Raw genomic sequence first — 22,612 nt, 5'->3', positions numbered from 1 at the left:
GCTTGGTACGAGCTGTGAGGCTTCTCCGCAGATCAGCGCACCCGCCCTCGTCGGGACGCATCAGCGGCAACTGACGGGTACGTGCAAATTATTTGGGATGCCCCGGAATAGGAACACAGCGGCACCCCGGCTCGTTGTCATTACGTGAGCACGACACCACCTGTTCTCGCCGCAGAGCTGGCGCAGGCGTGGGCCGACATTCAGCGGCACCACCCCGAGCTGCCCGATCTTGCCGCGCCCGAGTCCCTGATCGGAGAGTCGTCGTCCGCCTGCGGGCACGCGCTCTCCTTCGAACGACTGCTTCACGAGGCAGTCCACGGCATCGCCGCCGCACGCGGAGTGCGTGACACCTCCCGCGCCGGCCGCTACCACAACCGACGATTCCTCGCGATCGCCGAGGAGCTGGGCCTGGACCACCCCGAGGAGCCGCATCCCAGCAGCGGCTTCTCGCTGGTCACGCTCACCCCCGAGGCGAAGCGCCGCTACCGTCCGACGATCGAACGCCTCCAGCGCGCGCTGAAGGCCCACACCGCCGCGACCGCGACCGACTCGGCCCGCAGCTTCCGCGGTCCGGCCGCCCGCCACGGCTCCTCCGGCGGCGGGGTGCGCGTGAAGGCGGTCTGCGACTGCGGCCGCAACGTGCGCGTCGTCCCGTCGGTCCTGGCGCAGGCCCCGATCATGTGCGGCGGCTGCGGCAAGCCGTTCCGCATCCCGGAGGTGGTCGGCGCGGCGGCGAGCTGACGGTCCGGCTGCTCGTGGCGGCCGGACCGTGACGCAGGTGCCCTCGGTCGGGAGGGCCGGCGGCGTGTGGCAGAATGGCTAGCTGTACTCGACAGCCGTACAGGACCCCTCTCTCCTCCGGCTGACGCGTCCGTCGGGCACTCGGGTACCGCAACCCCACGCGGCTCTCTCGCCGTGCCCAACCACGTCAATCCAGGAGAATCCACTCCCGTGGCAGTCAAGATCAAGCTGAAGCGTCTGGGCAAGATCCGTTCGCCTCACTACCGCATCGTCGTCGCCGACTCCCGTACCCGCCGTGACGGCCGGGCCATCGAGGAGATCGGCAAGTACCACCCGACGTACAACCCGTCGGTGATGGAGGTCGACGCCGAGCGCGTGGCGTACTGGCTCGGTGTCGGCGCCCAGCCGACCGAGCCCGTGCTCGCCATTCTCAAGAAGACCGGCGACTGGCAGAAGTTCAAGGGCGAGCCCGCCCCGGCGCCGCTGCTGCAGCCGGCCGAGAAGTCGGCCCGTCCGTCCTTCGAGGCGCTCGGTGGCGACGACGAGGGCAAGGGTGAGGCCATCACCCAGAAGAAGAAGGCCGACAAGAAGGACGAGGCCGCCGCTGAGTCTTCCTCGTCTGAGCCGACCGAGGCCTGAGCATGCTCGAGGAGGCTCTCGAGCACCTCGTGAAGGGCATCGTCGACAACCCTGACGATGTGCAGGTCGCCTCGCGCAACCTGCGCCGCGGGCAAGTGCTCGAGGTCCGGGTCCACCCGGACGACCTCGGCAAGGTGATCGGCCGCAACGGCCGCACCGCACGCGCCCTGCGTACCGTCGTGGGCGCCATCGGCGGTCGCGGTGTCCGCGTCGACCTCGTCGACGTGGACCACGTCCGCTGAAGCTTCGCAACGCAGCACCGGCTCGGGCCGGGGAAGGCCACTGGGCCGTCCCCGGCCCGCAGTCGTATGACAGGAGATCAAGCACAGTGCAGCTGGTAGTCGCGCGCATCGGCCGCGCCCACGGGATCAAGGGCGAGGTCACCGTCGAGGTCCGCACCGACGAGCCGGAGCTGCGGCTCGGGCCCGGTGCCGTACTGACCACCGACCCCGCCTCCGCCGGACCGCTCACCATCGAGACCGGCCGGGTCCACAGCGGCCGCCTCCTGCTGCGCTTCGCCGGTGTGAGCGACCGCACCGCCGCCGAGGCGCTGCGCAACACCCTCCTCATCGCGGACGTCGACCCCGACGAACTGCCCGAGGAGGAGGACGAGTACTACGACCACCAGCTCATCGACCTCGACGTGGTGACCGAGGACGGCACGGAGGTCGGCCGCATCACCGAGATCTCCCACCTGCCCACCCAGGACCTGTTCGTCGTGGAGCGCCCCGACGGCAGCGAGGTCTACGTGCCGTTCGTGTCCGAGATCGTCACCGAGGTCGACCTGGAGGAGCAGCGCGCCGTCATCGACCCGCCGCCGGGACTGATCGACGACCGGGCCGAGATCGCCTCCTCGCGCGACGCGTCGGGGGATGAGGCGTGATGCGGCTCGACGTCGTCACGATCTTCCCCGAGTACCTGGAACCGCTGAACGTCTCCCTCGTCGGAAAGGCCCGCGCGCGCGGACAGCTCGGCGTCCACGTGCACGACCTGCGCGACTGGACGTACGACCGCCACAACACGGTCGACGACACCCCCTACGGCGGCGGCCCCGGCATGGTCATGAAGACCGAGCCGTGGGGCGACGCGCTGGACTCCGTCCTGGCCGACGGCTACGAGACGGGCTCCGGCGAGCCCGCCCTCATCGTGCCGACGCCCAGCGGCCGGCCCTTCACCCAGGAACTCGCCGTCCACCTCTCCGAGCGGCCCTGGCTGATCTTCACGCCGGCCCGCTACGAGGGCATCGACCGCCGCGTGATCGACGAGTACGCGACCCGGATGCCCGTGTACGAGGTGTCCATCGGCGACTACGTCCTCGCCGGCGGCGAGGCGGCCGTCCTGGTCGTCACCGAGGCCGTGGCGCGGTTGCTGCCCGGCGTCCTCGGCAACGCCGAGTCCCACCGGGACGACTCCTTCGCCCCCGGCGCCATGGCCAACCTCCTGGAGGGCCCCGTCCACACCAAGCCGCCCCTGTGGCGCGGGCGCGGCATCCCGGACGTGCTGCTGAGCGGCCACCACGGCCGGATCGCCCGCTGGCGCCGCGACGAGGCCCTGCGGCGCACCACGGCCAACCGGCCCGACCTGATCGAGCGGTGCGAGCCCAAGGCCTTCGACAAGAAGGACCGCGAGATGCTCTCCATCCTGGGCTGGGAACCCGACCCGGACGGGGAACCGTACGGCCGATTTTGGCGCAGGACGCCGGGCGTGGAACAATAGGCCGCTGCTGTGCGTCCGTCCGGAGCGCGCCCCTGCCACAGGGGGACACGACGCCCGTCCCGACCCGCGCAGCCCTGATTCCGAAACACCTAGTTTCCGCTGATGACCTGTGGCATCAGCGAGGAAAGCAGACGAAATGTCTCACCTGCTCGACTCCGTCGACGCCGCGTCGCTGCGCAGCGACGTCCCCGCCTTCCGTCCGGGCGACACCGTCAACGTCCACGTCCGCGTCATCGAGGGCAACCGCTCCCGTGTGCAGCAGTTCAAGGGCGTGGTCATCCGCCGCCAGGGCGCCGGCGTGCGCGAGACCTTCACGGTCCGCAAGGTCTCCTTCTCCGTCGGCGTCGAGCGCACCTTCCCGGTGCACACCCCGATCGTGGAGAAGATCGAGCTCGTCACCCGCGGTGACGTCCGCCGCGCCAAGCTGTACTACCTGCGCGAGCTGCGCGGCAAGGCCGCGAAGATCAAGGAGAAGCGCGAGAGCTGAGCGCTCTCCGAGGTCCATGGCGGAGCCGGATAACATCTGGCTCCGATGGACACCGAAGCACAGCCCACGGAGCGCGACCGCTCCTCCCGCCCTTCCGGCACCGAGCAGACCTCGGACCCGGAGGGCCCGGAGGGACGGTCGCGTTCCGCGTTCTCGGCATGGGTCGCCGACTGGGTGCCGGGCGGGCGGATCACCGTGACCCTGCTCGTCCTCCTGGCGTTCCTGTTGCTGGTCAGCACCTTCGTGCTGCGCCCCTTCCAGATTCCCAGCGGATCCATGGAGCGCGGATTGAGCATCGGGGACCGGGTTCTCGTGAACAAGTTGGCGTACCGTTTCGGAGGCCGGCCGCAGCGGGGCGACATCGTCGTGTTCGACGGCACCGGGTTCTTCGGGCACGGCGACTACGTCAAACGCGTTGTAGGGGTGGGCGGGGACCACGTGGTCTGCTGCGACAAGGACGGGAGGGTCCAGGTGAACGACCGTTCGGTGGACGAGTCGGCGTTCCTGTACCCCGGTGACCGTCCGTCCACCGTGCCCTTCGACGGCGTCGTGCCCGACGGCACCCTGTTCGTCCTCGGTGACCACCGTGGCGACTCCAGCGATTCCCGGGACCACCTGGGCTCGCCGGGCGGCGGCATGGTCCCGGTGGGCAAGGTGATCGGCCGCGCCGACTGGATCGTCTGGCCCTTCGGCCGCGCCACCCGCCTCGACCGTCCGGACGCCTACGCACGCGTGCCGGCGCCGGCCGCCGAAGGTGCCGATGGGTAGCCGGGGCAAGCCGCGCGGCGCGCCCAGCAGTCCCGCGGAGGACCTCCTGCCCACCGGGTCCCGGCGCGCCGCCGCCCCGTCCGGCGGCCGGTCCCGTGCCGAGCGGCGCAAGCTCCAGCGCAAGGTCAAGCGGCGCCGCAGGCGCGGTGCCGTCAAGGAGATACCGCTCCTGATCGGCGTCGCCGTCCTCATCGCTCTGGTCCTGAAGACCTTCCTCGTCCAGGCCTTCGTCATCCCGTCGGGCTCGATGGAGCAGACGATCCGGATCGGCGACCGGGTCCTGGTCGACAAGCTCACCCCCTGGTTCGGCTCCGAGCCGCAGCGCGGGGACGTCGTCGTCTTCCGCGACCCCGGCGGCTGGCTCCAGGGCGAGCAGACCACCAGGAAGGACGACCCCGTCGTCGTCAAGCAGGTCAAGGAGGGCCTCGCCTTCATCGGCCTGCTGCCGTCCGACGACGAGCAGGACCTCATCAAGCGGGTCGTCGGGGTCGGCGGCGACCACGTCAAGTGCTGCGACGCCCAGGGGCGGATCACCGTCAACGGCGTGCCGCTGGACGAGGACTACCTGTACCCGGGCGACGTTCCGTCCACGACGCCGTTCGACGTCACCGTCCCCGAGGGGCGGCTGTGGGTGATGGGCGACCACCGGTCCAACTCGGCCGACTCCCGCGTCCACCAGGACACCGACCACGGCACGGTCTCCGAGGACGAGGTGGTGGGGCGGGCCATGGTGATCGCCTGGCCGTTCGGTCACTGGACCACGCTGGACGAGCCGAAAACGTACGCGTCCGTGTCCGACTCGGCCTCCGGTTCGGCCGCGGCTCCCGTCCTGTCGCATAGGGTTGCCCCGGACGATCCGAACGCAATGATTCAGCTCCCGATCCCTGCGGAACTCCCGCTCGTTATGGGAGTGGTGGGCCTGCGCCGTGTACGGGGCGGGCGGCGGCAGAGAGTAAGGAGTTGGCGTGGGGGATGTGGCGGTTGGCGCACGGTCCGGTCACGACGGCGAGGAACATCCGGGACGCCCCACGGAAGCGGCCGGTCCGTCCGCGGACGGAGCCCAGGCCTTCGCGAGCGACTCCGGGACGGCCGAGGACGGCAGGGTGACGGACGAACAGAACGGGACCGAGGACGAAGGAGTGGGCGGGACCCCGCCCACGAAGCGTCCCGAGGCCAAGAAGCAGCGTTCCTTCTGGAAGGAACTGCCGATCCTCATCGGCATCGCGCTGGTGCTCGCGCTGCTGATCAAGACCTTCCTGGTGCAGGCGTTCTCGATCCCGTCCGCCTCGATGCAGAACACCCTCACGGAGGGTGACCGCGTCCTGGTCGACAAGCTCACCCCGTGGTTCGGCTCGGAGCCCGAGCGCGGCGAGGTCGTCGTCTTCCACGACCCCGACCAGTGGCTGGCAGGCGAGCCCACGCCCGAGCCGAACGCGCTGCAGACGGTCCTCAGCTGGATCGGCCTGATGCCGTCCGCGGACGAGAAGGACCTGATCAAGCGCGTCATCGGCGTCGGCGGCGACACGGTCGAGTGCAACGGCACGGGCCCGCTCAAGGTCAACGGCATGGCGCTGAACGAGCCGTACGTCTACCCCGGCAACACGCCGTGCAGCGACGACGACCAGGGCGGCCGGTTCAAGGTCAAGGTCCCCGAGGGCTCCCTCTGGGTCATGGGCGATCACCGGCAGAACTCGGCGGACTCCCGCTACAACCAGTCGGACAAGCACGGCGGCATGGTCCCCGTGAAGGAGGTCGTCGGCCGCGCCATCGTGGTCGCCTGGCCCGTCAGCCACTGGGACACCCTGCCGGTGCCGGACACCTTCGACCAGGACGGTCTGACGAACCAGTCGTCGGCCGCCGCCGCGCTCACGGTCGCGCCCCAGGGCCTCGCCCTCGCCGGTGTCGTGCCGGTCGTCTGGTGGCGCCGCAGGAGGACCGCCCCCGCCGAGACCCGCTGACGCCCCGCGGAGCCCGTCCCTCCGGACCGGCCGGTCTCCCGTGCCGGGAGGGGCTGCCCCGTTCGGGTACTGCCCGGTAGGGTGCGGATCCATGGGTGGCGAGAGCACGACACGTACGGCCCCGCACGGCGGCGGCGCGAGCAAGGCACGGGCGGCTGGCAGGACCGGGCAGCGACTGTCCGGCATCGCCGTGGCGCTCGGCCTGGTGCTGTTCCTCGGCGGTTTCGCCTGGGGAGCGGTGATCTACCGGCCCTACACCGTGCCGACCAGTTCCATGACGCCGACGATCCACGCCGGTGACCGGGTGCTCGCGCAGCGGATCGACGGCACGGACGTCCACCGCGGCGACGTCGTCGTCTTCAAGGACACGACCTGGGCCAACGCCCCCATGGTCAAGCGCGTGGTCGCCGTCGGCGGGGACACCGTCTCCTGCTGCCAGGAGGGCAAGCTCAAGGTCAACGGCAAGGTGATCGACGAGCCCTACCTGCCCGCCGGCACGCCGGCCGAGATCAGCAACTTCCCGACCGTCACCGTGCCCGAGGGCCGCCTGTTCCTGCTCGGCGACGAGCGCGACAACTCCGTCGACTCCACCGCCCACCTCACCGACGCGGCCGGCGGGACCGTGTCGCGCGGCGCCGTGGACGCCCGCGTGGACGCCGTCGTGTGGCCCATGGACGGCATGCTCGAACGGCCCACCGGCTTCGAGACGCTCGGCGGCCTCTCCTCCCCGGGGCCCCTGCGCACGGTCGTCGCCCTGGTGATCGCCGGCGCCGTACTGATCCTCGGCGGCGCCGCCTACGGCCCGATCGCCAAACGGTCCGCCGCCTCCCGCGCCCGGGCCGGGACGGAGCCCACCGGTGGCCGCTGAGGCGACGGCGGGCCGGGACACCTACGAGGGCGGGCTGCGCAAGGTCGCCCGGGTGGTGCTGCTCGACCCCGACGACCGCATCCTCCTGCTGCACGGCCACGAACCGGACGACCCGGCCGACGACTGGTGGTTCACGCCGGGCGGCGGGGTGGAGGGCGACGAGACCCGGGAGGAGGCAGCCCGCCGGGAGCTCGAGGAGGAGACCGGCATCACCGACGTCGACCTCGGCCCCGTGCTGTGGCGGCGCAGATGCTCCTTCCCGTTCGCGGGCCGCCGCTGGGACCAGGACGAGTGGTACTACCTGGCCCGCACCACCCAGACCGCGACCGAGGCCGTGGGCCTGACCGAGCTGGAGCGGCGCAGTGTCGCCGGAGCGCGCTGGTGGACGTGTCGGGAACTGACCCGCGCACATGAGACGGTGTATCCGACCAGACTCGCCGAGCTGCTGCGCACGCTGCTCGACGAAGGTCCCCCCGCCGGACCGGTGACCCTGGACACCGAAATCGTCTAGGGGCACGCGGGGCTGGCGCACAATGGGGGGATCGCACGGCTGAAGGGGAACATGCCATGAGCGCCGAGGACCTCGAGAAGTACGAGACCGAGATGGAGCTCAAGCTCTACCGGGAGTACCGCGATGTCGTCGGTCTGTTCAAATACGTGATCGAGACCGAGCGGCGTTTCTACCTCACCAACGACTACGAGATGCAGGTGCACTCGGTCCAGGGCGAGGTGTTCTTCGAGGTCTCCATGGCCGACGCCTGGGTGTGGGACATGTACCGGCCGGCCCGCTTCGTGAAGCAGGTGCGGGTGTTGACGTTCAAGGACGTGAACATCGAGGAGCTCAACAAGAGCGACCTGGAGCTTCCCGGCGGGTGACGGAGTTTTCCACAACCGGTGAGTAGTTCACCGTGAGCGACGGGATCCGCCCGTCTGCGTGATCGTTGGCGCCGGAGGTGGTGCCGACATGAACGCACGAGGTGCGCTGGGCAAGTACGGCGAGACACTCGCCGCCCGCCGGCTGGGCGAGGCCGGACTGACGGTTCTGGAACGCAACTGGCGCTGCGGCAGGGCGGGCGAGATCGACATCGTCGCCCGGGACGGGGATGTCCTGGTCGTCTGCGAGGTCAAGACCCGCAGGGGCGGTGCCTTCGAACACCCGATGGCCGCCGTGACCCCCGACAAGGCGCAGCGGCTGCGCCGGCTGGCCGAGCGCTGGATCCAGACCCACGGGGGAGCCCCGCCCGGAGGCGTCCGCATCGACCTGGTGGGCGTCCTCCTGCCGAGGCGCGGCGCGCCCGTCGTCGAGCACGCCCGGGGGGTGGCGTGATGGGGTTCGCGCGTACGTGCTCCGTGGCGCTGGTCGGCGTCGAAGGCGTGGTGGTCGAGGTCCAGGCCGACCTCGAACCGGGCGTGGCCGCGTTCACGCTGGTGGGGCTGCCGGACAAAAGCCTGACCGAGAGCCGGGACCGGGTCAGGGCGGCGGTGGTGAACTCGGGCGCGGAGTGGCCGCAGAAGAAGCTGACGGTGGGGCTCAGCCCGGCATCGGTGCCCAAGAGCGGCAGCGGGTTCGACCTGGCGGTCGCCGCGGCCGTGCTCGGCGCCTCCGAGCGGATCGACCCGCGGGTGCTGGCCGACATCCTGATGATCGGGGAACTGGGCCTGGACGGACGGGTGCGGCCGGTGCGCGGCATCCTGCCGGCGGTCCTGGCCGCGGCGGAGGCCGGGTACGAGCAGGTGGTCGTCCCCGAGTGCGCCGCCGCCGAGGCGTCGCTGGTGCCCGGCGTGTCCGTCCTGGGAGTGCGCAGCCTGCGCCAACTGATCGCCGTTCTCGCCGACGAACCGGTGCCGGAGGAGGAGCAGGACCGGCCGGGCGGGCCCGACCCGCTGATGGCCGGCCTGCGCATGCCCGGCACGGGCGCGGCCACGGGCATGCACAGCATGGGCGCGGCCCAGCACGACCACGACCACGACCTCGCCGACGTCGTCGGCCAGACCTCGGCGCGCACGGCCGTGGAGGTCGCCGCGGCCGGCGGGCACCATCTGTTCCTGGAGGGGCCGCCCGGCGCCGGCAAGACCATGCTCGCCGAACGGCTGCCCGCGATCCTGCCCCGGCTGGGCCGGGCGGAGTCGCTGGAGGTCACCGCGGTGCACTCGGTGGCGGGCCTGCTGCCACCGGGCAAACCCCTCATCGACGTCGCCCCGTACTGCGCGCCGCACCACTCGGCCACGATGCAGGCCCTCGTCGGCGGCGGGCCGGGTGTGGCACGGCCCGGAGCCGTGTCGCTCGCGCATCGAGGCGTTCTCTTCTTGGATGAAACGCCCGAATTCAGCAGCCATGCCCTCGACGCGCTGCGCCAGCCGCTGGAAGCCGGGCACGTCGTCATCGCGCGCAGCGCGGGCGTGGTGCGGTTCCCGGCGCGCTTCCTGATGGTGCTGGCCGCCAACCCCTGCCCGTGCGGGCGCTTCTCGCGGAAGGACGACCTGTGCGAGTGCTCGCCCGCGTCGGTCCGCCGCTACCAGGCCAGGCTGTCCGGCCCGCTGCTCGACCGGGTCGACCTCCGTGTCGAGGTGGACCGGGTCACCCGCAGGGAGCTCGCGGGTGACGGCATCCGGGGCGACTCCACCGCGACGGTCGCCGACCGGGTGCGCGGAGCCCGCGAACGGGCCGCCGCCCGCCTCGCCGGCACCCCGTGGCGGGCGAACAGCGAGGTGCCCGGACGGGAACTGCGCAGCCGCTGGTACGCCGCACCCGGCGCCCTGGACGACGCGGAGCGCTGCCTGGAGCGGGGTGTGCTCACCGCCCGGGGCCTCGACCGGGTCCTGCGCGTCGCCTGGACCGTCGCGGACCTCGTCGGCCACGACCGGCCCGACGCGGGGGACGTCGCCCTGGCACTGCAGCTGCGCACCGGGGTGCCGCGCGGCGTCCCCATGGCGTTGGGGGCGTCGGCATGAGCGGGGGCATGAGCGGGGACGTCCATCGGGCCCGGGGCGACGATGGGGACAACGACGGCGCCGGAAGCTCGGGGGACGCCGTGAGCCGGGGGGAACGGGCGGGGGACGGGCCGACGGGGGACGAGCTGCTGGGACGGGTCTTCCTCACGCGGGTCATCGAGCCCGGCGACGAGACCGGCGGACGGTGGGTGCGGGAGCGCGGGGTCGCGGAGGTGGTGCGACGGCTGCGCGAGGGCGGGCGCGCCCTGCCGGGGGCGAGCGGAAAGCGGTGGGCCGGGCTGTGCGCGCGGGCGGCCCGGGCCGATCCGCACCAGGACCTCGCCGTCGCGCGGGCGGCCGGGGTGCGGTTCGTGACGCCCGGCGACACCGAGTGGCCCCGGCAGCTCGACGACCTGGGGGACGCCCGGCCGATCGGGCTGTGGGTGCGCGGCCGGCCCAGCCTGCGGATGTGGGCCCTGCGGTCGGTGGCGGTCGTGGGTGCCCGCGCCTGCACCGAGTACGGCGCCCACATGGCGGCCACCCTCGCCGCCGGCCTCGCCGAACGCGGCTGGGTCGTGGTGTCCGGCGGGGCCTACGGCGTCGACGGCGCCGCGCACCGGGGTGCCCTCGGCGCGGGCGGCGCCACCGCGGCCGTCCTCGCCTGCGGGGTCGACCGGCCCTACCCGCCCGGGCACACCGGGCTGATCACGAGGATCGCCGAGCAGGGGCTGGTCGTCGGGGAGCTGCCGCCGGGCGATCATCCGACACCGAGCAGATTCGTCCTCCGTAACCGCGTGATCGCCGCACTCACCCGGGGCACCGTCGTCGTCGAGGCCGCCCTGCGCAGCGGCTCGCTGGTCACGGCACGGGCGGCACGGCGTCTGGGCCGGCACGTCATGGGAGTGCCCGGGCCGGCCACCAGCGGGCTGTCCGCAGGAGTGCATGAGCTGCTGCGCGGTGAGGCCGTCCTGGTCACCGACGCCGCGGAGGTCGTCGAGCTGGTCGGCGACATGGGCGACCTGGCCCCCGACCGGCGAGGCCCGGTGCTGCCCACCGACCTGCTCGAGCCCCGGGCCCGGCAGGTGCTCGCCGGGCTGCCGGCGCGGGGAACGGCGGCGGCGGCCGACGTCGCACGCCGCGCGCAGACCACGCAGGACGACGCGGTCGCGAGGCTGTACGAGCTTCGAGCACTCGGTTACGTCGAACGACACGGCGACGGCTGGAAGTTGACACGCCAGGCGATGATCTCGGTCCGCGGCGGCCGCAGCCCGTGCTGACCGAGTGTGTTCGGCCGTCCGGGCGAAGCCCGACGCCCTTGGGGTTTCCCGCAGTTGGGCGATTCGGATGATCACGCTGAGCGATCGGTGTCCCCCCTGGAGAGCGTCGAGCGGAACGTATCTGCGTACAACCCCCCGGTCGCTCTTCGCACACCGCGACAGTCCAGTCACGCTACGCTCACGAGGACCCCCACACAGACGGACCACAACAGGCGACAACAAGACAGCAGACCGGCGGCCTCACTCAGGCACACGCCATCACGGCAGAACGGCACAAGGCGACGAATGCCCCAGCACACCTCCGGGTCCGACCGGGCGGCGCTCCCCCCAGCCGCCCGCGACGGTGGCAGCGTGCGACCGCCCGCCCCCTCGACGCTCGACGAGCTGTGGCGGTCGTACAAGGCGACGGGGGACGAGCGGCTGCGGGAACAGCTGATCCTGCACTACTCGCCCCTGGTGAAGTACGTGGCGGGCCGGGTGAGCGTGGGGCTCCCGTCCAACGTCGAGCAGGCGGACTTCGTCTCCTCCGGGGTGTTCGGACTCATCGACGCGATCGAGAAGTTCGACGTCGACCGGGAGATCAAGTTCGAGACCTACGCGATCACCCGGATCCGCGGCGCGATGATCGACGAGCTGCGGGCGCTGGACTGGATCCCACGGTCCGTGCGGCAGAAGGCACGGAGCGTGGAGCGGGCCTACGCGACCTTGGAGGCGCGCCTGCGCCGGACCCCCTCGGAGGGCGAGGTGGCCCGCGAGATGGGCATCGCGGTGGAGGACCTGCACGCGGTCTTCAGTCAGCTGTCGCTGGCCAACGTCGTGGCCCTGGAGGAGCTGCTGCACGCCGGGGGCGAGGGCGGGGACCGGCTCAGTCTCATGGACACCCTGGAGGACACCGCCGCCGACAATCCGGTGGAGGTCGCCGAGGACAGGGAACTGCGGCGCTTCCTGGCGAGGGCGATCAACACGCTGCCGGAGCGGGAGAAGACTGTCGTCACCCTGTACTACTACGAGGGACTCACCCTCGCCGAGATCGGCAACGTGCTGGGTGTGACCGAAAGCAGAGTCAGCCAGATCCACACCAAGTCCGTCCTGCAGCTGCGCGCGAAGCTGGCGGCATTCGGCCGCTGACCTGGCCCTGCGTGCCCCCGGTCGGCCGCCGGAGCGGCCGGTGCGCAGGCCCCTGGGCCGGGTGCGCCGCTCCCGCACGGGGGAACGCCTCCGTAAAGTGGTGACGTGCCAAGGATTCGAGCGGCCTCCGTGGCCGAGCACCGGTCGATGCAGCGTGCCGCCCTGCTGGACGCGGCACGCTGCCTGCTGTCCGACGGCGGGACGGAGGCGCTGACCTTCCCCGCCCTCGCCGAGCGGACGGGCCTCGCCCGTTCGTCCGTCTACGAGTACTTCCGGTCGCGGGCCGCGGTCGTGGAGGAGCTGTGCGCCGTCGACTTCCCCGTCTGGGCCGCGGAGGTCGAGGCGGCCATGGAGCGCGAGGCGACGCCCGAGGGCAGGGTCGAGGCGTATGTGCGCCGGCAGCTCGACCTGGTCGGGGACCGGCGGCACCGCGCCGTGGTCGCCATCTCCGCGAGCGAACTGGACGCCGGCGCCCGGGAGAAGATCCGGGCGGCGCACGGGGGTCTGGTCGCGATGATCGTCGAGGCGCTGGGCGAGATGGGGCACGAGCAGCCGCGGCTGGCGGCGATGCTGCTCCAGGGCGTCGTGGACGCGGCCGTGCGGCGGATCGAGCTCGGGGCGGCCGAGGAGCCCGCGGTGATCACGGAGGCGGCTGTCTCCATGGCCCTGCGAGGCGTCCGGGGCTGACCGGCCGCCTCGGCCCGGCGGCTGTGGCGCCGGAGGCCGCCCGGCCGAGAGGACGACGGCACGCCGTGTGCCGACAGCCACGGTGCCGGGTCCGATGGCCCCTGGGTCCGATGGCGCCGGGTCCGATGGCGCCGGGCCCGATGGCCCCGGGTCCGATGGTGGCGGGTCCGACGGTGTCGTGCCCGATGGCACTGTGCCCGACGGTGCCGCACACGGCGCTGTGCACGATGGCGCAGGCAGGGCCCTCGGCGCGCGACGGGGCCCGGCGTTCTCGTCGATGGCCCGGGTGCACGACCGGTGTCCACGGGGCCCCGGATGGACCGCAGTCCGTGCCGCCGGGGCTGATGGTCCGGGCGTACGGCCGGTGTTCACGGGGCCGCCCCCCGGATGGACCGCAGCCCGTGCCGCCGACGGAGTGAGTCCGGGCCGGTCCCGGGTGCGGTGGGCCGTCTAGGGCCGCGGTCCGGCAGGGAGCGGGACGCCCAGCACCGGCAGCAGTCTCGACGGGCCCGCGCCGAGCAGCCACGGCGGCAGCAGCCCGAGCGGGTTCAGGTAGACGTCTCCTCTCAGCACACCCCAGTGCAGGCACGCCGAGCAGTGGGAACCCGTCGGCTCCGCCGCGCCCAGCACCGCGCCCGCGGCGACCTCGTCACCCTTGCGTACCGAAGCCCGCACCGGCTCGTAGGTCGTCCGCAGCGGCGGGTCGCCCGTACCCGTCAGCTCCAGCGAGACGACGCCCCTGCCCGCGACACGTCCCGCGAAGGAGACCCGCCCCGCGGCCACCGCCCGCACGGCCGCCCCGGCCGGCGCGGCGAGGTCCACGCCGCGGTGCCCCGGGCCGTACGGCGTCGACGGAGGTTCCCAGCCCCGCAGGACCGCGGGCCGGGTGCCGACCGGCCAGAACCGGGCGACGGCCGGCACCGCCGGGCCCGGCTCCTCCCGGGGGCCCGCCACGGCGACCGCCACCGGCGCCGTCGGCGCCACCGGCCGTTCCGGTGACGGTGGCGCCGGGGCCACCACGGTCGCCAGCATCGCCACCCACGTCCACACACCCGCACATCGCCTCGCTCGCATGCGGGAACCGTCCCGCACCGCGGCCGTCCGCCGTCCGGCCCTGTGGACCACCCTCCGGTTGTGGACAGCCGCGTCACCCGGCACCCCTCGGGTCCCGTACACTTCTGGTGGCGACCCGGGTGACCGGGTCGACTTCGCACGCCCCGACACGAGGCCGTCAAGACCTCGTGCCAGCGCCCCTCGGTCCCTTGTGGCACGGCGCATCGCGGGCGTCAGGCGCGGAAGCCGTCCGGCTACCGCGGCACAACCGAGAAACTCAAGGAGATACGGCCATGGCCGTCGTCACGATGCGGGAGCTGCTGGAGAGCGGCGTCCACTTCGGTCACCAGACCCGTCGCTGGAACCCGAAGATGAAGCGCTTCATCTTCACCGAGCGCAACGGCATCTACATCATCGACCTGCTCCAGTCGCTGTCGTACATCGACCGCGCCTACGAGTTCGTCAAGGAGACCGTCGCCCACGGCGGCACGGTCATGTTCGTCGGCACGAAGAAGCAGGCGCAGGAGGCCATCGCCGAGCAGGCCACCCGCGTCGGCATGCCCTACGTCAACCAGCGCTGGCTGGGCGGCATGCTCACCAACTTCTCGACCGTCTACAAGCGCCTGCAGCGCCTGAAGGAGCTCGAGCAGATCGACTTCGAGGACGTGGCCGCCTCCGGCCTCACCAAGAAGGAGCTGCTGGTCCTCTCCCGCGAGAAGGCCAAGCTGGAGAAGACCCTCGGCGGTATCCGCGAGATGTCCAAGGTGCCCAGCGCCGTCTGGATCGTGGACACCAAGAAGGAGCACATCGCGGTCGGCGAGGCCCGGAAGCTCAACATCCCGGTCGTCGCCATCCTCGACACCAACTGCGACCCCGACGAGGTCGACTACAAGATCCCGGGCAACGACGACGCGATCCGCTCCGTCACCCTGCTCACCCGCGTGATCGCCGACGCCGTCGCCGAGGGCCTCATCGCCCGCTCCGGTGTCGCCACCGAGGGCAAGGGCGACAAGGCCGCGGGCGAGCCGCTGGCCGCGTGGGAGCGTGACCTGCTCGAGGGCGAGAAGAAGGCCGACGAGGCGGAGAAGCCCGCCGAGGCCGCTGCCGAGGCTCCGGCCGAGGCTGCCGCCGAGGCCCCTGCCGAGGCTCCGGCCGAGGCTGCCGCCGAGGCCCCTGCCGAGGCCCCTGCTGAGGCCCCCGCCGAGGCTCCGGCCGCGGACGCCGAGCAGGCCTGACCCCTCACCACCTTCGGGTGCCGGACGGCGGGGGCCCACGAAGCCCCCGCCGTCCGGCCCGTAGATCTTCAGACTTCGAGAGAGATTCCGGAATCATGGCGAACTACACCGCCGCCGACGTCAAGAAGCTCCGCGAGCTCACCGGCGCCGGCATGATGGACTGCAAGAAGGCGCTGGACGAGGCCGAGGGCAACGTCGAGAAGGCCGTCGAGGCGCTCCGCATCAAGGGCCAGAAGGGCGTCGCCAAGCGCGAGGGCCGCTCTGCCGAGAACGGTGCCGTCGTCTCGATCATCGCCGACGACAACACCTCGGGCGTCCTCGTCGAGCTGAAGTGCGAGACGGACTTCGTCGCCAAGGGTGAGAAGTTCCAGGGCGTCGCCACGGCCATCGCCGAGCACGTCGCCAAGGCCGCCCCCGCCGACCTCGAGGCCCTGCTCGCCTCGGAGATCGAGCCCGGCAAGACCGTCCAGGCGTTCGTGGACGAGGCCAACGCCAACCTCGGCGAGAAGATCGTCCTGGACCGCTTCGCGCAGTTCTCCGGCGGCTTCGTGACCGCGTACATGCACCGCACGATGCCCGACCTGCCCCCGCAGATCGGTGTCCTCGTCGAGCTGGACAAGCCGAACGCCGAGATCGCCAAGGGCGTCGCCCAGCACATCGCCGCCTTCGCGCCGAAGTACCTCTCCAAGGAGGACGTCCCGGCCGAGGTCGTCGAGTCCGAGCGCCGCGTCGCCGAGGAGACCACCCGCGCCGAGGGCAAGCCCGAGGCCGCCCTGCCGAAGATCGTCGAGGGTCGCCTCAACGGCTTCTTCAAGGACGCCACGCTGCTGGGCCAGCCCTACGCGCTCGACAACAAGAAGTCCGTCCAGAAGGTGCTGGACGAGGCCGGTGTCACCCTGAAGCGCTTCACGCGCATCAAGGTCGGCATCTGAGTCCGTACCGCGACGGACGCGCGACCCCGGTAGGGTCGACAGGAGTCGTCCGCGCCGTTGCCGTCTGCCGCTGCGCACCTGCGCGCGGCGGCGGACGACAGCAGATCTGACGAGGAGGCCATTGCCGCGTATGGGATGCGAAACACGCCCCCACCGGCAATGGCCTTCTTCGTGTGTGTGACCCACGTAAAAGAGGCGAGATCTCCATGACCACCAAGGCCGAGAAGAGCGACGACGGCAAAGTACGCGGCCGCTTCATGCTGAAGCTGTCCGGAGAGGCCTTCTCCGGTGGCGGGGGCCTGGGCGTCGACCCCGACGTGGTGCACGCCATCGCCCGCGAGATCGCGGCCGTCGTCCGCGACGGTGCGCAGATCGCCGTCGTCATCGGCGGCGGCAATTTCTTCCGCGGCGCCGAACTGCAGATGCGCGGCATGGACCGCGCCCGCTCCGACTACATGGGCATGCTCGGCACCGTGATGAACTGCCTGGCCCTCCAGGACTTCCTGGAGAAGGAGGGCGTCGACTGCCGCGTGCAGACCGCCATCACCATGGGCCAGGTCGCCGAGCCGTACATCCCGCTGCGCGCCGTGCGCCACCTGGAGAAGGGCCGCGTGGTCATCTTCGGCGCCGGTATGGGCATGCCGTACTTCTCCACCGACACCACCGCCGCCCAGCGCGCCCTGGAGATCGACGCCGAGGCGCTGCTCATGGGCAAGAACGGCGTGGACGGGGTCTACGACTCCGACCCGAAGACCAACCCGGACGCCGTGAAGTTCGACGCGCTCGGCTACGGCGAGGTCATCACCCGCGACCTGAAGGTCGCCGACGCCACGGCCGTCACGCTCTGCCGCGACAACAGCCTTCCGATCGTGGTCTTCGAGCTTTTGAAGGAGGGCAATATCGCCCGCGCCGTCAAGGGTGAGAAGATCGGCACGCTTGTGGGTGACCAAGGCAGCCGGGACTGACCCGAGAACCACCCCCCGTCCGCGGACGCCACCTGTCCGGGGGACGGACGGGACGGAGCCGGGCCGGGGGATGGACAATGTCCCGCCGGTCGGGAACCGTGCAGGAAGAAGACGCGACGCAGCCGGCCGCAGCACCGACAGGACCGCAGCCGGGCCTACTCAAGACACGCAGGAGCAAGTGGTGATCGAAGAGACCCTCCTCGAGGCCGAGGAGAAGATGGAGAAGGCCGTCGTGGTCGCCAAGGAGGACTTCGCCGCGATCCGCACCGGCCGTGCGCACCCGGCGATGTTCAACAAGATCGTGGCCGACTACTACGGCGCACCGACGCCGATCAACCAGCTGGCCTCGTTCTCCGTGCCCGAGCCGCGCATGGCCGTGGTGACGCCGTTCGACAAGAGCGCCCTGCGCAACATCGAGCAGGCGATCCGCGACTCCGACCTCGGCGTCAACCCGAGCAACGACGGCAACATCATCCGGGTGGTGTTCCCCGAGCTCACCGAGGAGCGCCGCCGCGACTACATCAAGGTCGCGAAGGGCAAGGGCGAGGACGCCAAGGTGTCCATCCGCTCCGTCCGCCGCAAGGCCAAGGACGCCATCGACAAGATGGTCAAGGACGGCGAGGTCGGCGAGGACGAGGGCCGCCGTGCGGAGAAGGAGCTCGACGACACCACCGCCAAGTACGTCGCCCAGGTGGACGAGCTCCTGAAGCACAAGGAAGCCGAACTGCTCGAGGTCTGATGAACGACTCTTCCTGGGGAGCGCCGCCACGAGCCGGGTACTGGGGGCCGTCCGACCAGGGACCGCTCCAGGGAGCTGCCCCGGCCGGTCCCGCGTACGATGCGCACAGCGCGCAGCAGACCCGCCCCATGCCCATCGTGCCCGACGTACCCGAACACGGCGGAGACCAGGATGACGACCAGGGGGCCGCTCGGCTGAGCGGCCCCCTGGTCCGAGACGAGCCGTTCCGCGACGACACGTACCGCGGCGAGACCCCGTCGGCACAGCCGTATGCGGCGGTGCCGCAGAATCCGGAGCCCATGCCCGAGGCCCAGCAGCCGCCGCAGCCGCAGCCGCAGCCGCAGAAGAAGAGCGCGGGGCGCGACCTGGGTTCCGCGATAGGCGTCGGTGTCGGACTCGGCGTGGTGATCATCGCGTCGCTGTTCTTCGTCAAGGCCGTCTTCGTCGGTGTGATCGCGGCAGCCGTCGTGGTGGGCCTGTGGGAGCTGACCACACGGCTCCAGGAACGCAAGGGCATCAAGGCACCCCTCGTGCCGCTCGCGATCGGCGGCGCCGCGATGGTGGTCGCCGGGTACGTGCGCGGCGCCGAGGGCGCGTGGGTGGCCATGGCGCTCACGGCGCTGGCGGTCCTCGTGTGGCGGATGACCGAGTCGCCGGAGGGCTACCTCAAGGACGTCACGGCGGGCCTGTTCGCCGCCTTCTACGTGCCCTTCCTGGCCACGTTCGTCGCCATGATGCTGGCGGCCGACGACGGGCCGTGGCGCGTGTTGACCTTCCTGCTGCTGACGGTCGTCAGCGACACCGGCGCCTACGCGGTCGGCTGGCGCTTCGGCAGGACCAAGCTCGCCCCGCGCATCAGCCCCGGCAAGACCCGCGAGGGCCTGCTGGGAGCGGTCGGCTTCGCGATGGTGGCGGGCGCGCTGTGCATGCAGTTCCTGATCGACGACGGCTCCTGGTGGCAGGGCCTGCTGCTCGGCCTCGCGGTCGCGGCCAGCGCCACGCTCGGCGACCTCGGCGAGTCCATGATCAAGCGGGACCTCGGCATCAAGGACATGGGCACGCTGCTGCCGGGCCACGGCGGCATCATGGACCGCCTGGACTCGCTCCTGCCGACGGCACCGGTGGTGTGGCTGCTGCTCGTCGTCTTCGTCGGCTCCGGCTGAGCGTCACCCGGCGTCCCCTCCCGTCCCGCCCACCGGCTCCACGGCGGTGAGCACCCGGCGGACGGGGACGCCGACCGCTGGCGCCGACGCCCCGGGCGGGGTCTGCTGGGGACCATGGGAGCGACCTCTGCAGGACCGGCGCCGGGCACCACCGGACACGCCGGGGTCCTCAGTGCCGTCTCGATCGCCCTGTTCTGCATCCAGCTCGACTTCTTCGCGCTGAACCTGGCCATCCCCGGCATCTCCACCGAGCTGCACGTGACGGTGTCCGCCGCGCAGTGGACCCTGTCGGCCTACATTGCTCGCCATCGGCTGCCTGTTCATCGTGGGAGGCCGGCTGGGCGATCTCTTCGGCCGCCGTCCGGTCCTGCTCACCGGCATCGCCCTGTTCGCCGCGGCGTCCGTCGGGTGCGCCCTCGCCCCGTCCCTGGGGCTCCTGGTGGCGGCACGGGTGGCCCAGGGCGTGGGGGCGGCACTGATCTTCCCGGTGTCGGTGTCCGTGATCACCAACGCCTTCCCCGAGGCGACCCGGGCCCGCGCGCTCGGTGCGGCGTTCGCCATCGCCAACGTGGGCACCGCCGTCGGGCCGTTCGCCGGCGGCGGGTTCACGGACGGTCCCGGCTGGCGGTGGATCTTCTGGCTGCTGGCCCCGCTGAGCGCCGTCTCCCTGGCGCTCGCCCTGTGGTACGTCCCCGACTCCCGCGACGACCGCGCGCCCCGGCAGATCGACCTGCCCGGCTGCCTGACCGTCGTGACCGGCCTGGCCGCCCTGACCCTGGCCGTCGAACGCGGCAGCGCCTGGGGCTGGGACCATCCGCGCACGCTCGTCCTGTACGCCGTGGCCGCCCTCTGCGGCGCCCTGTTCGTGCGACGCGAGCGCACCTGCCGCCATCCGCTCGTCGACTTCGCCCTCTTCCGCAACGTCCCCTTCGACCTGGTGACGGTCATGGGGTCGGTCAGCAACATGGGCTACGCCGTCACGGTCTTCCTCGCCACGCTGCAGCTCCAGCAGCTGCGCGGCCTGTCCGCCCTCCTCGCAGGCACGGTCTTCCTGGCGCCCGCGCTCATGGTGGCCTGCACCGGGCCGCTCGGCGCCTGGTTCTCGACCCGGCTGCGGCCCACCACCGTGATGGCACTTGCCGGGGCCGTCGCCGGCTCGGGGATGATCGGACTCAGCCTGGTCCGCGCATGGTGGCTCTACATCCCCGCCTTCACCTGGTGTGCCCTCGGCCTGGGCCTCGGCTGGACCTTCGCCAGCGTCGCCACCCAGCAGGTCATCCCGCCCGCCCGGGCCGGGGAGGCCTCCGGAGTGGTGCTCACCGCCCTGGTCGTCCTCGGCGCGATCGCGCTCGCCGCCGTCGCCTCGGCGATCACGGCGCTCACCCCCGAGACCGGACCGGAGCGGGCCTACGACGCCATCCTGCGCACCGGCGGCACGATCATCCTCGCTGCGTCCGTCCTGGCGGCGCTGATCAGCCGCCGGCTTGCCGCCCGAGGGCTGGTGCCGTCGCCCCGCCGGGCGTGAGGAAGGGCACCCGCCGGACCTCCGGGGCGGGCCGTGCGTCACCACACCACGGGCAGGCGGGCGACGAGCCGGACGTTGAAGTTGGGTACGTACTCCACCCGGTCCGCCGCCAGACGCAGCCGGGGCAGCCTGGCGAAGAGACGGGCGAACACCGTCTCGGCCTCCAGCTGGGCGAGCGGTCCACCGACGCAGTAGTGGATGCCGCGTCCCAGGGCGATCGGCCACTCCCGTGGACGGCCGATGTCGAAGCGGTCGGGGTCCGGGTAGACCTCCGGGTCCCGGCAGGCGGCGGCCAGCACCAGCAGGACCGCATCGCCCGCACGCAGCTCGGCGTCACCGACGCGGACGTCCTCGGTGGCCACCCGGCGGATGAACTGGTTGGGCGCCACGATCCGCAGCAGCTCGCGCACCGCGACGGGCCACAGCGAGGGGTCGGCGCACAGCACCCCCAGTTGGCCGGGGTGGTCCAGCAGCACGACCAGGCCGTTGGACAGCAGGCTCGTGAGGTTCTCGTGGCCGGCGATGAGGAAGAGCACCACAGAGGCGAACAGCTCCTCGTGGCTGAGGCGGTCCCCGTCCTCGGAGGCGCCGGCGAGGGTGGCCAGCAGGCTCTCGGGCCGGGCGGCGCCCTGCGCGAGGGCGTCGCGCACCGCCTCGGCCAGGTGGTCGCCGGCCCGCGCGGCCCGCGCCGTCTCCTCGTCGGTCAGGGTGGCCGGATCACGCCCGAACGGCAGCAGGAAGTCGTCGCAGGCCGCCTTGAGCCGGCGCCGGCCGCCGGGGTCGAGCGACATGCCGAGCACCCCGGCCAGGACGCTCAGCGGAAGGGGAGCGGCGACATCGGCGACGAAGTCCATGCGGCCCCGGGGCTCCACCGTGTTGAGGAGCCGGTCGACGGTCTCCTCGATCCACGGCCGCAGCCGGCCCACGCTCGCCGGGGTGAAGGCGCGGCTCACCAGCGAGCGCAGCCGGGTGTGGTCGGGCGGGTCGGAGAAGACCAGGCTGGAGTGGACGAAGGCGTACAGGTGCCGCAGGGTGTCCCGGGACCCGGCCGAGGTGTCGAGCGTGATCACCGAGGAGAAGGACGGGTCCCGGAGCACCCGCTCCACGTCGGCGTACCGGGTGACGATCCACGCACCGACACGGGAGTCGTAGGACACGGGGTCGGTCTCGCGCAGGCGCGCGTAGCGCGTGTAGGGGTCGGCGAGCATCGCCTCGTCGAACAGAGCGGGCCGTCCCGTCACCGTCACCACCCGTCCCCCGTCGCTGGGCCGTGCGTCCTCCCTCAGGACACACCCCGGGCGCCTTGGCGGCAAACGCGGCCGGGGAGTCGCCTCAGACGCGCGCGTCGTGCTCGCGCACCGCGATCCGGGCCAGCTTCGTCAGCATCATGCCGTTGCGGACCGAGACGAAGTAGTCCACGGGCAGCCCGTGCATGCGGGTGCCGGGGCCCCGGAGCGCGTGCCAGTCCAGGGTGAAGAGGGTGTGCTCGCCCCAGGGGGTCAGCTTCATGGCGATGCGGGCCGCGCCGAAGGGCTCTGCCTTCGCCTCCAGTTCCAGGCGGCGGCGCGGCTCGCAGATGCGGACGACGCACGTGTCGTCGAGCGTCACGGCGCCCGCGCCGACCCGCACCTTCAGCCGGGCGCCCACCTCCGGCCAGTGCGGGTCCGCGGCGAGGATCCGCTGCGTCCCCGTCACCCACTCGCCGTAGCGGTGGCCGTCGGACAGCAGGTCCCAGACTTCGGACGGCGAGCTCAGGATCAGACAGCGGTTCCGGGCCATGGGCACGCTCCTGGAGGACGG

Annotated in this window: 25 protein-coding genes and 1 pseudogene; 23 read left to right on the top strand and 3 right to left on the bottom strand. The window is 72.0% G+C overall.

The window, feature by feature from the left end; translation table 11 throughout:
- Window positions 1-144: 144 nt before the first annotated feature.
- The 17 genes and pseudogenes from ACGF3H_RS25485 (at window position 145) to ACGF3H_RS25405 (ending at window position 13,200) form a co-directional block, all read left to right on the top strand.
- Complete coding sequence (locus ACGF3H_RS25485) at window positions 145-741, top strand: hypothetical protein (RefSeq protein WP_239763295.1); 597 nt, start codon at window positions 145-147, stop codon at window positions 739-741.
- Window positions 742-951: 210 nt separating this feature from the next.
- The gene (gene rpsP / locus ACGF3H_RS25480; RefSeq protein ID WP_362489150.1) at window positions 952-1,380 is read left to right on the top strand and encodes a 30S ribosomal protein S16; all 429 of its coding nucleotides are present in this window, start codon (window positions 952-954) and stop codon (window positions 1,378-1,380) included.
- A 2-nt stretch (window positions 1,381-1,382) separates the two neighbouring features.
- Window positions 1,383-1,622 carry an RNA-binding protein gene (locus tag ACGF3H_RS25475; protein ID WP_115744409.1) on the top strand — a complete coding sequence of 80 codons (240 nt, stop codon included), beginning with the start codon at window positions 1,383-1,385 and terminating at the stop codon, window positions 1,620-1,622.
- Between the two features lie 86 nt (window positions 1,623-1,708).
- On the top strand, window positions 1,709-2,263 hold the full coding sequence (rimM, locus tag ACGF3H_RS25470) for a ribosome maturation factor RimM (RefSeq protein ID WP_362489152.1): 555 nt from the start codon (window positions 1,709-1,711) through the stop codon (window positions 2,261-2,263).
- Window positions 2,263-3,096, top strand: a complete 834-nt coding sequence (gene trmD / locus ACGF3H_RS25465) for a tRNA (guanosine(37)-N1)-methyltransferase TrmD (protein WP_362489153.1) — start codon at window positions 2,263-2,265, stop codon at window positions 3,094-3,096. Before rimM ends, trmD begins: the two co-directional genes overlap by 1 nt.
- Window positions 3,097-3,232: 136 nt before the next feature.
- On the top strand, window positions 3,233-3,583 hold the full coding sequence (gene rplS, locus ACGF3H_RS25460; RefSeq protein ID WP_016432403.1) for a 50S ribosomal protein L19: 351 nt from the start codon (window positions 3,233-3,235) through the stop codon (window positions 3,581-3,583).
- Between the two features lie 45 nt (window positions 3,584-3,628).
- Complete coding sequence (gene lepB / locus ACGF3H_RS25455) at window positions 3,629-4,351, top strand: signal peptidase I (RefSeq protein ID WP_362489155.1); 723 nt, start codon at window positions 3,629-3,631, stop codon at window positions 4,349-4,351.
- Window positions 4,344-5,426, top strand: a pseudogene (gene lepB / locus ACGF3H_RS25450) (signal peptidase I); the annotation flags it as partial. The gene lepB (ACGF3H_RS25455) and the pseudogene lepB (ACGF3H_RS25450), both read left to right, overlap by 8 nt.
- Window positions 5,317-6,309, top strand: a complete 993-nt coding sequence (lepB, locus tag ACGF3H_RS25445) for a signal peptidase I (RefSeq protein ID WP_362489157.1) — start codon at window positions 5,317-5,319, stop codon at window positions 6,307-6,309. The pseudogene lepB (ACGF3H_RS25450) and the gene lepB (ACGF3H_RS25445), both read left to right, overlap by 110 nt.
- A gap of 91 nt (window positions 6,310-6,400) precedes the next feature.
- Window positions 6,401-7,177, top strand: coding sequence for a signal peptidase I (gene lepB, locus ACGF3H_RS25440; protein ID WP_362489159.1), 777 nt, complete (start codon window positions 6,401-6,403; stop codon window positions 7,175-7,177).
- Window positions 7,167-7,688 carry an NUDIX hydrolase gene (locus ACGF3H_RS25435; RefSeq protein WP_362489161.1) on the top strand — a complete coding sequence of 174 codons (522 nt, stop codon included), beginning with the start codon at window positions 7,167-7,169 and terminating at the stop codon, window positions 7,686-7,688. Before lepB (ACGF3H_RS25440) ends, ACGF3H_RS25435 begins: the two co-directional genes overlap by 11 nt.
- 56 nt (window positions 7,689-7,744) lie before the next feature.
- On the top strand, window positions 7,745-8,053 hold the full coding sequence (locus ACGF3H_RS25430) for a DUF2469 domain-containing protein (RefSeq protein WP_003965949.1): 309 nt from the start codon (window positions 7,745-7,747) through the stop codon (window positions 8,051-8,053).
- Window positions 8,054-8,141: 88 nt separating this feature from the next.
- Complete coding sequence (locus ACGF3H_RS25425) at window positions 8,142-8,504, top strand: YraN family protein (RefSeq protein ID WP_362489163.1); 363 nt, start codon at window positions 8,142-8,144, stop codon at window positions 8,502-8,504.
- Entirely contained in the window at window positions 8,504-10,129 is a 1,626-nt protein-coding gene (locus tag ACGF3H_RS25420; RefSeq protein ID WP_362489165.1) for a YifB family Mg chelatase-like AAA ATPase, read from the top strand. Before ACGF3H_RS25425 ends, ACGF3H_RS25420 begins: the two co-directional genes overlap by 1 nt.
- 8 nt (window positions 10,130-10,137) lie before the next feature.
- Window positions 10,138-11,385 carry a DNA-processing protein DprA gene (gene dprA / locus ACGF3H_RS25415; protein ID WP_393816536.1) on the top strand — a complete coding sequence of 416 codons (1,248 nt, stop codon included), beginning with the start codon at window positions 10,138-10,140 and terminating at the stop codon, window positions 11,383-11,385.
- A 285-nt stretch (window positions 11,386-11,670) separates the two neighbouring features.
- A complete protein-coding gene (gene whiG / locus ACGF3H_RS25410) occupies window positions 11,671-12,513 on the top strand; it encodes an RNA polymerase sigma factor WhiG (protein WP_362489197.1) in 843 nt (280 codons plus the stop codon).
- A 129-nt stretch (window positions 12,514-12,642) separates the two neighbouring features.
- Window positions 12,643-13,200 carry a helix-turn-helix domain-containing protein gene (locus ACGF3H_RS25405; RefSeq protein WP_362489301.1) on the top strand — a complete coding sequence of 186 codons (558 nt, stop codon included), beginning with the start codon at window positions 12,643-12,645 and terminating at the stop codon, window positions 13,198-13,200.
- A gap of 450 nt (window positions 13,201-13,650) precedes the next feature.
- On the opposite strand, the gene ACGF3H_RS25400 is transcribed toward ACGF3H_RS25405, so the two are convergent.
- The gene (locus tag ACGF3H_RS25400; RefSeq protein WP_362489199.1) at window positions 13,651-14,274 is read right to left on the bottom strand and encodes a peptidoglycan DD-metalloendopeptidase family protein; all 624 of its coding nucleotides are present in this window, start codon (window positions 14,272-14,274) and stop codon (window positions 13,651-13,653) included.
- 272 nt (window positions 14,275-14,546) lie between these two features.
- Here ACGF3H_RS25400 and rpsB point away from each other — a divergent pair, with 272 nt between their 5' ends.
- The 6 genes from rpsB (at window position 14,547) to ACGF3H_RS25370 (ending at window position 20,812) form a co-directional block, all read left to right on the top strand.
- Window positions 14,547-15,488, top strand: coding sequence for a 30S ribosomal protein S2 (gene rpsB / locus ACGF3H_RS25395; protein WP_362489201.1), 942 nt, complete (start codon window positions 14,547-14,549; stop codon window positions 15,486-15,488).
- A gap of 95 nt (window positions 15,489-15,583) precedes the next feature.
- A complete protein-coding gene (gene tsf / locus ACGF3H_RS25390; protein WP_362489205.1) occupies window positions 15,584-16,420 on the top strand; it encodes a translation elongation factor Ts in 837 nt (278 codons plus the stop codon).
- Between the two features lie 206 nt (window positions 16,421-16,626).
- Window positions 16,627-17,385 carry a UMP kinase gene (gene pyrH, locus ACGF3H_RS25385; protein WP_362489207.1) on the top strand — a complete coding sequence of 253 codons (759 nt, stop codon included), beginning with the start codon at window positions 16,627-16,629 and terminating at the stop codon, window positions 17,383-17,385.
- 181 nt (window positions 17,386-17,566) lie between these two features.
- Window positions 17,567-18,124 carry a ribosome recycling factor gene (frr, locus tag ACGF3H_RS25380; RefSeq protein ID WP_362489209.1) on the top strand — a complete coding sequence of 186 codons (558 nt, stop codon included), beginning with the start codon at window positions 17,567-17,569 and terminating at the stop codon, window positions 18,122-18,124.
- The gene (locus tag ACGF3H_RS25375) at window positions 18,124-19,287 is read left to right on the top strand and encodes a phosphatidate cytidylyltransferase (protein ID WP_362489211.1); all 1,164 of its coding nucleotides are present in this window, start codon (window positions 18,124-18,126) and stop codon (window positions 19,285-19,287) included. Before frr ends, ACGF3H_RS25375 begins: the two co-directional genes overlap by 1 nt.
- A 298-nt stretch (window positions 19,288-19,585) precedes the next feature.
- The gene (locus tag ACGF3H_RS25370) at window positions 19,586-20,812 is read left to right on the top strand and encodes an MFS transporter (RefSeq protein ID WP_362489213.1); all 1,227 of its coding nucleotides are present in this window, start codon (window positions 19,586-19,588) and stop codon (window positions 20,810-20,812) included.
- Between the two features lie 38 nt (window positions 20,813-20,850).
- Here the strand turns inward: ACGF3H_RS25370 and ACGF3H_RS25365 are convergent, their stop codons facing one another.
- Window positions 20,851-22,053 carry a cytochrome P450 gene (locus ACGF3H_RS25365; RefSeq protein WP_362489215.1) on the bottom strand — a complete coding sequence of 401 codons (1,203 nt, stop codon included), beginning with the start codon at window positions 22,051-22,053 and terminating at the stop codon, window positions 20,851-20,853.
- Window positions 22,054-22,144: 91 nt separating this feature from the next.
- A complete protein-coding gene (locus ACGF3H_RS25360; RefSeq protein ID WP_362489217.1) occupies window positions 22,145-22,591 on the bottom strand; it encodes an SRPBCC family protein in 447 nt (148 codons plus the stop codon).
- Window positions 22,592-22,612 lie beyond the last annotated feature (21 nt).

This window comes from Streptomyces sp. NPDC048185 (genome assembly GCF_043202495.1).
In the GTDB taxonomy this organism is placed as follows: Bacteria; Actinomycetota; Actinomycetes; order Streptomycetales; family Streptomycetaceae; genus Streptomyces.
The sequence above is the reverse complement of the archived record's forward strand: the minus strand, read 5'-3'. Positions and strand labels throughout refer to the sequence as shown.

Coding starts and splice junctions, on each gene's coding strand:
- trmD (WP_362489153.1), top strand. CDS start 2,263: ATGCGGCTCGACGTCGTCACGATCTTCCCCGAGTACCTGGAACCGCTG.
- ACGF3H_RS25360 (WP_362489217.1), bottom strand. CDS start 22,591: ATGGCCCGGAACCGCTGTCTGATCCTGAGCTCGCCGTCCGAAGTCTGG.
- ACGF3H_RS25400 (WP_362489199.1), bottom strand. CDS start 14,274: ATGCGAGCGAGGCGATGTGCGGGTGTGTGGACGTGGGTGGCGATGCTG.
- rpsB (WP_362489201.1), top strand. CDS start 14,547: ATGGCCGTCGTCACGATGCGGGAGCTGCTGGAGAGCGGCGTCCACTTC.
- pyrH (WP_362489207.1), top strand. CDS start 16,627: ATGACCACCAAGGCCGAGAAGAGCGACGACGGCAAAGTACGCGGCCGC.
- ACGF3H_RS25375 (WP_362489211.1), top strand. CDS start 18,124: ATGAACGACTCTTCCTGGGGAGCGCCGCCACGAGCCGGGTACTGGGGG.
- dprA (WP_393816536.1), top strand. CDS start 10,138: ATGAGCGGGGACGTCCATCGGGCCCGGGGCGACGATGGGGACAACGAC.
- lepB (WP_362489159.1), top strand. CDS start 6,401: ATGGGTGGCGAGAGCACGACACGTACGGCCCCGCACGGCGGCGGCGCG.
- whiG (WP_362489197.1), top strand. CDS start 11,671: ATGCCCCAGCACACCTCCGGGTCCGACCGGGCGGCGCTCCCCCCAGCC.
- tsf (WP_362489205.1), top strand. CDS start 15,584: ATGGCGAACTACACCGCCGCCGACGTCAAGAAGCTCCGCGAGCTCACC.
- ACGF3H_RS25430 (WP_003965949.1), top strand. CDS start 7,745: ATGAGCGCCGAGGACCTCGAGAAGTACGAGACCGAGATGGAGCTCAAG.
- ACGF3H_RS25475 (WP_115744409.1), top strand. CDS start 1,383: ATGCTCGAGGAGGCTCTCGAGCACCTCGTGAAGGGCATCGTCGACAAC.
- ACGF3H_RS25420 (WP_362489165.1), top strand. CDS start 8,504: ATGGGGTTCGCGCGTACGTGCTCCGTGGCGCTGGTCGGCGTCGAAGGC.
- lepB (WP_362489155.1), top strand. CDS start 3,629: ATGGACACCGAAGCACAGCCCACGGAGCGCGACCGCTCCTCCCGCCCT.
- ACGF3H_RS25425 (WP_362489163.1), top strand. CDS start 8,142: ATGAACGCACGAGGTGCGCTGGGCAAGTACGGCGAGACACTCGCCGCC.
- rplS (WP_016432403.1), top strand. CDS start 3,233: ATGTCTCACCTGCTCGACTCCGTCGACGCCGCGTCGCTGCGCAGCGAC.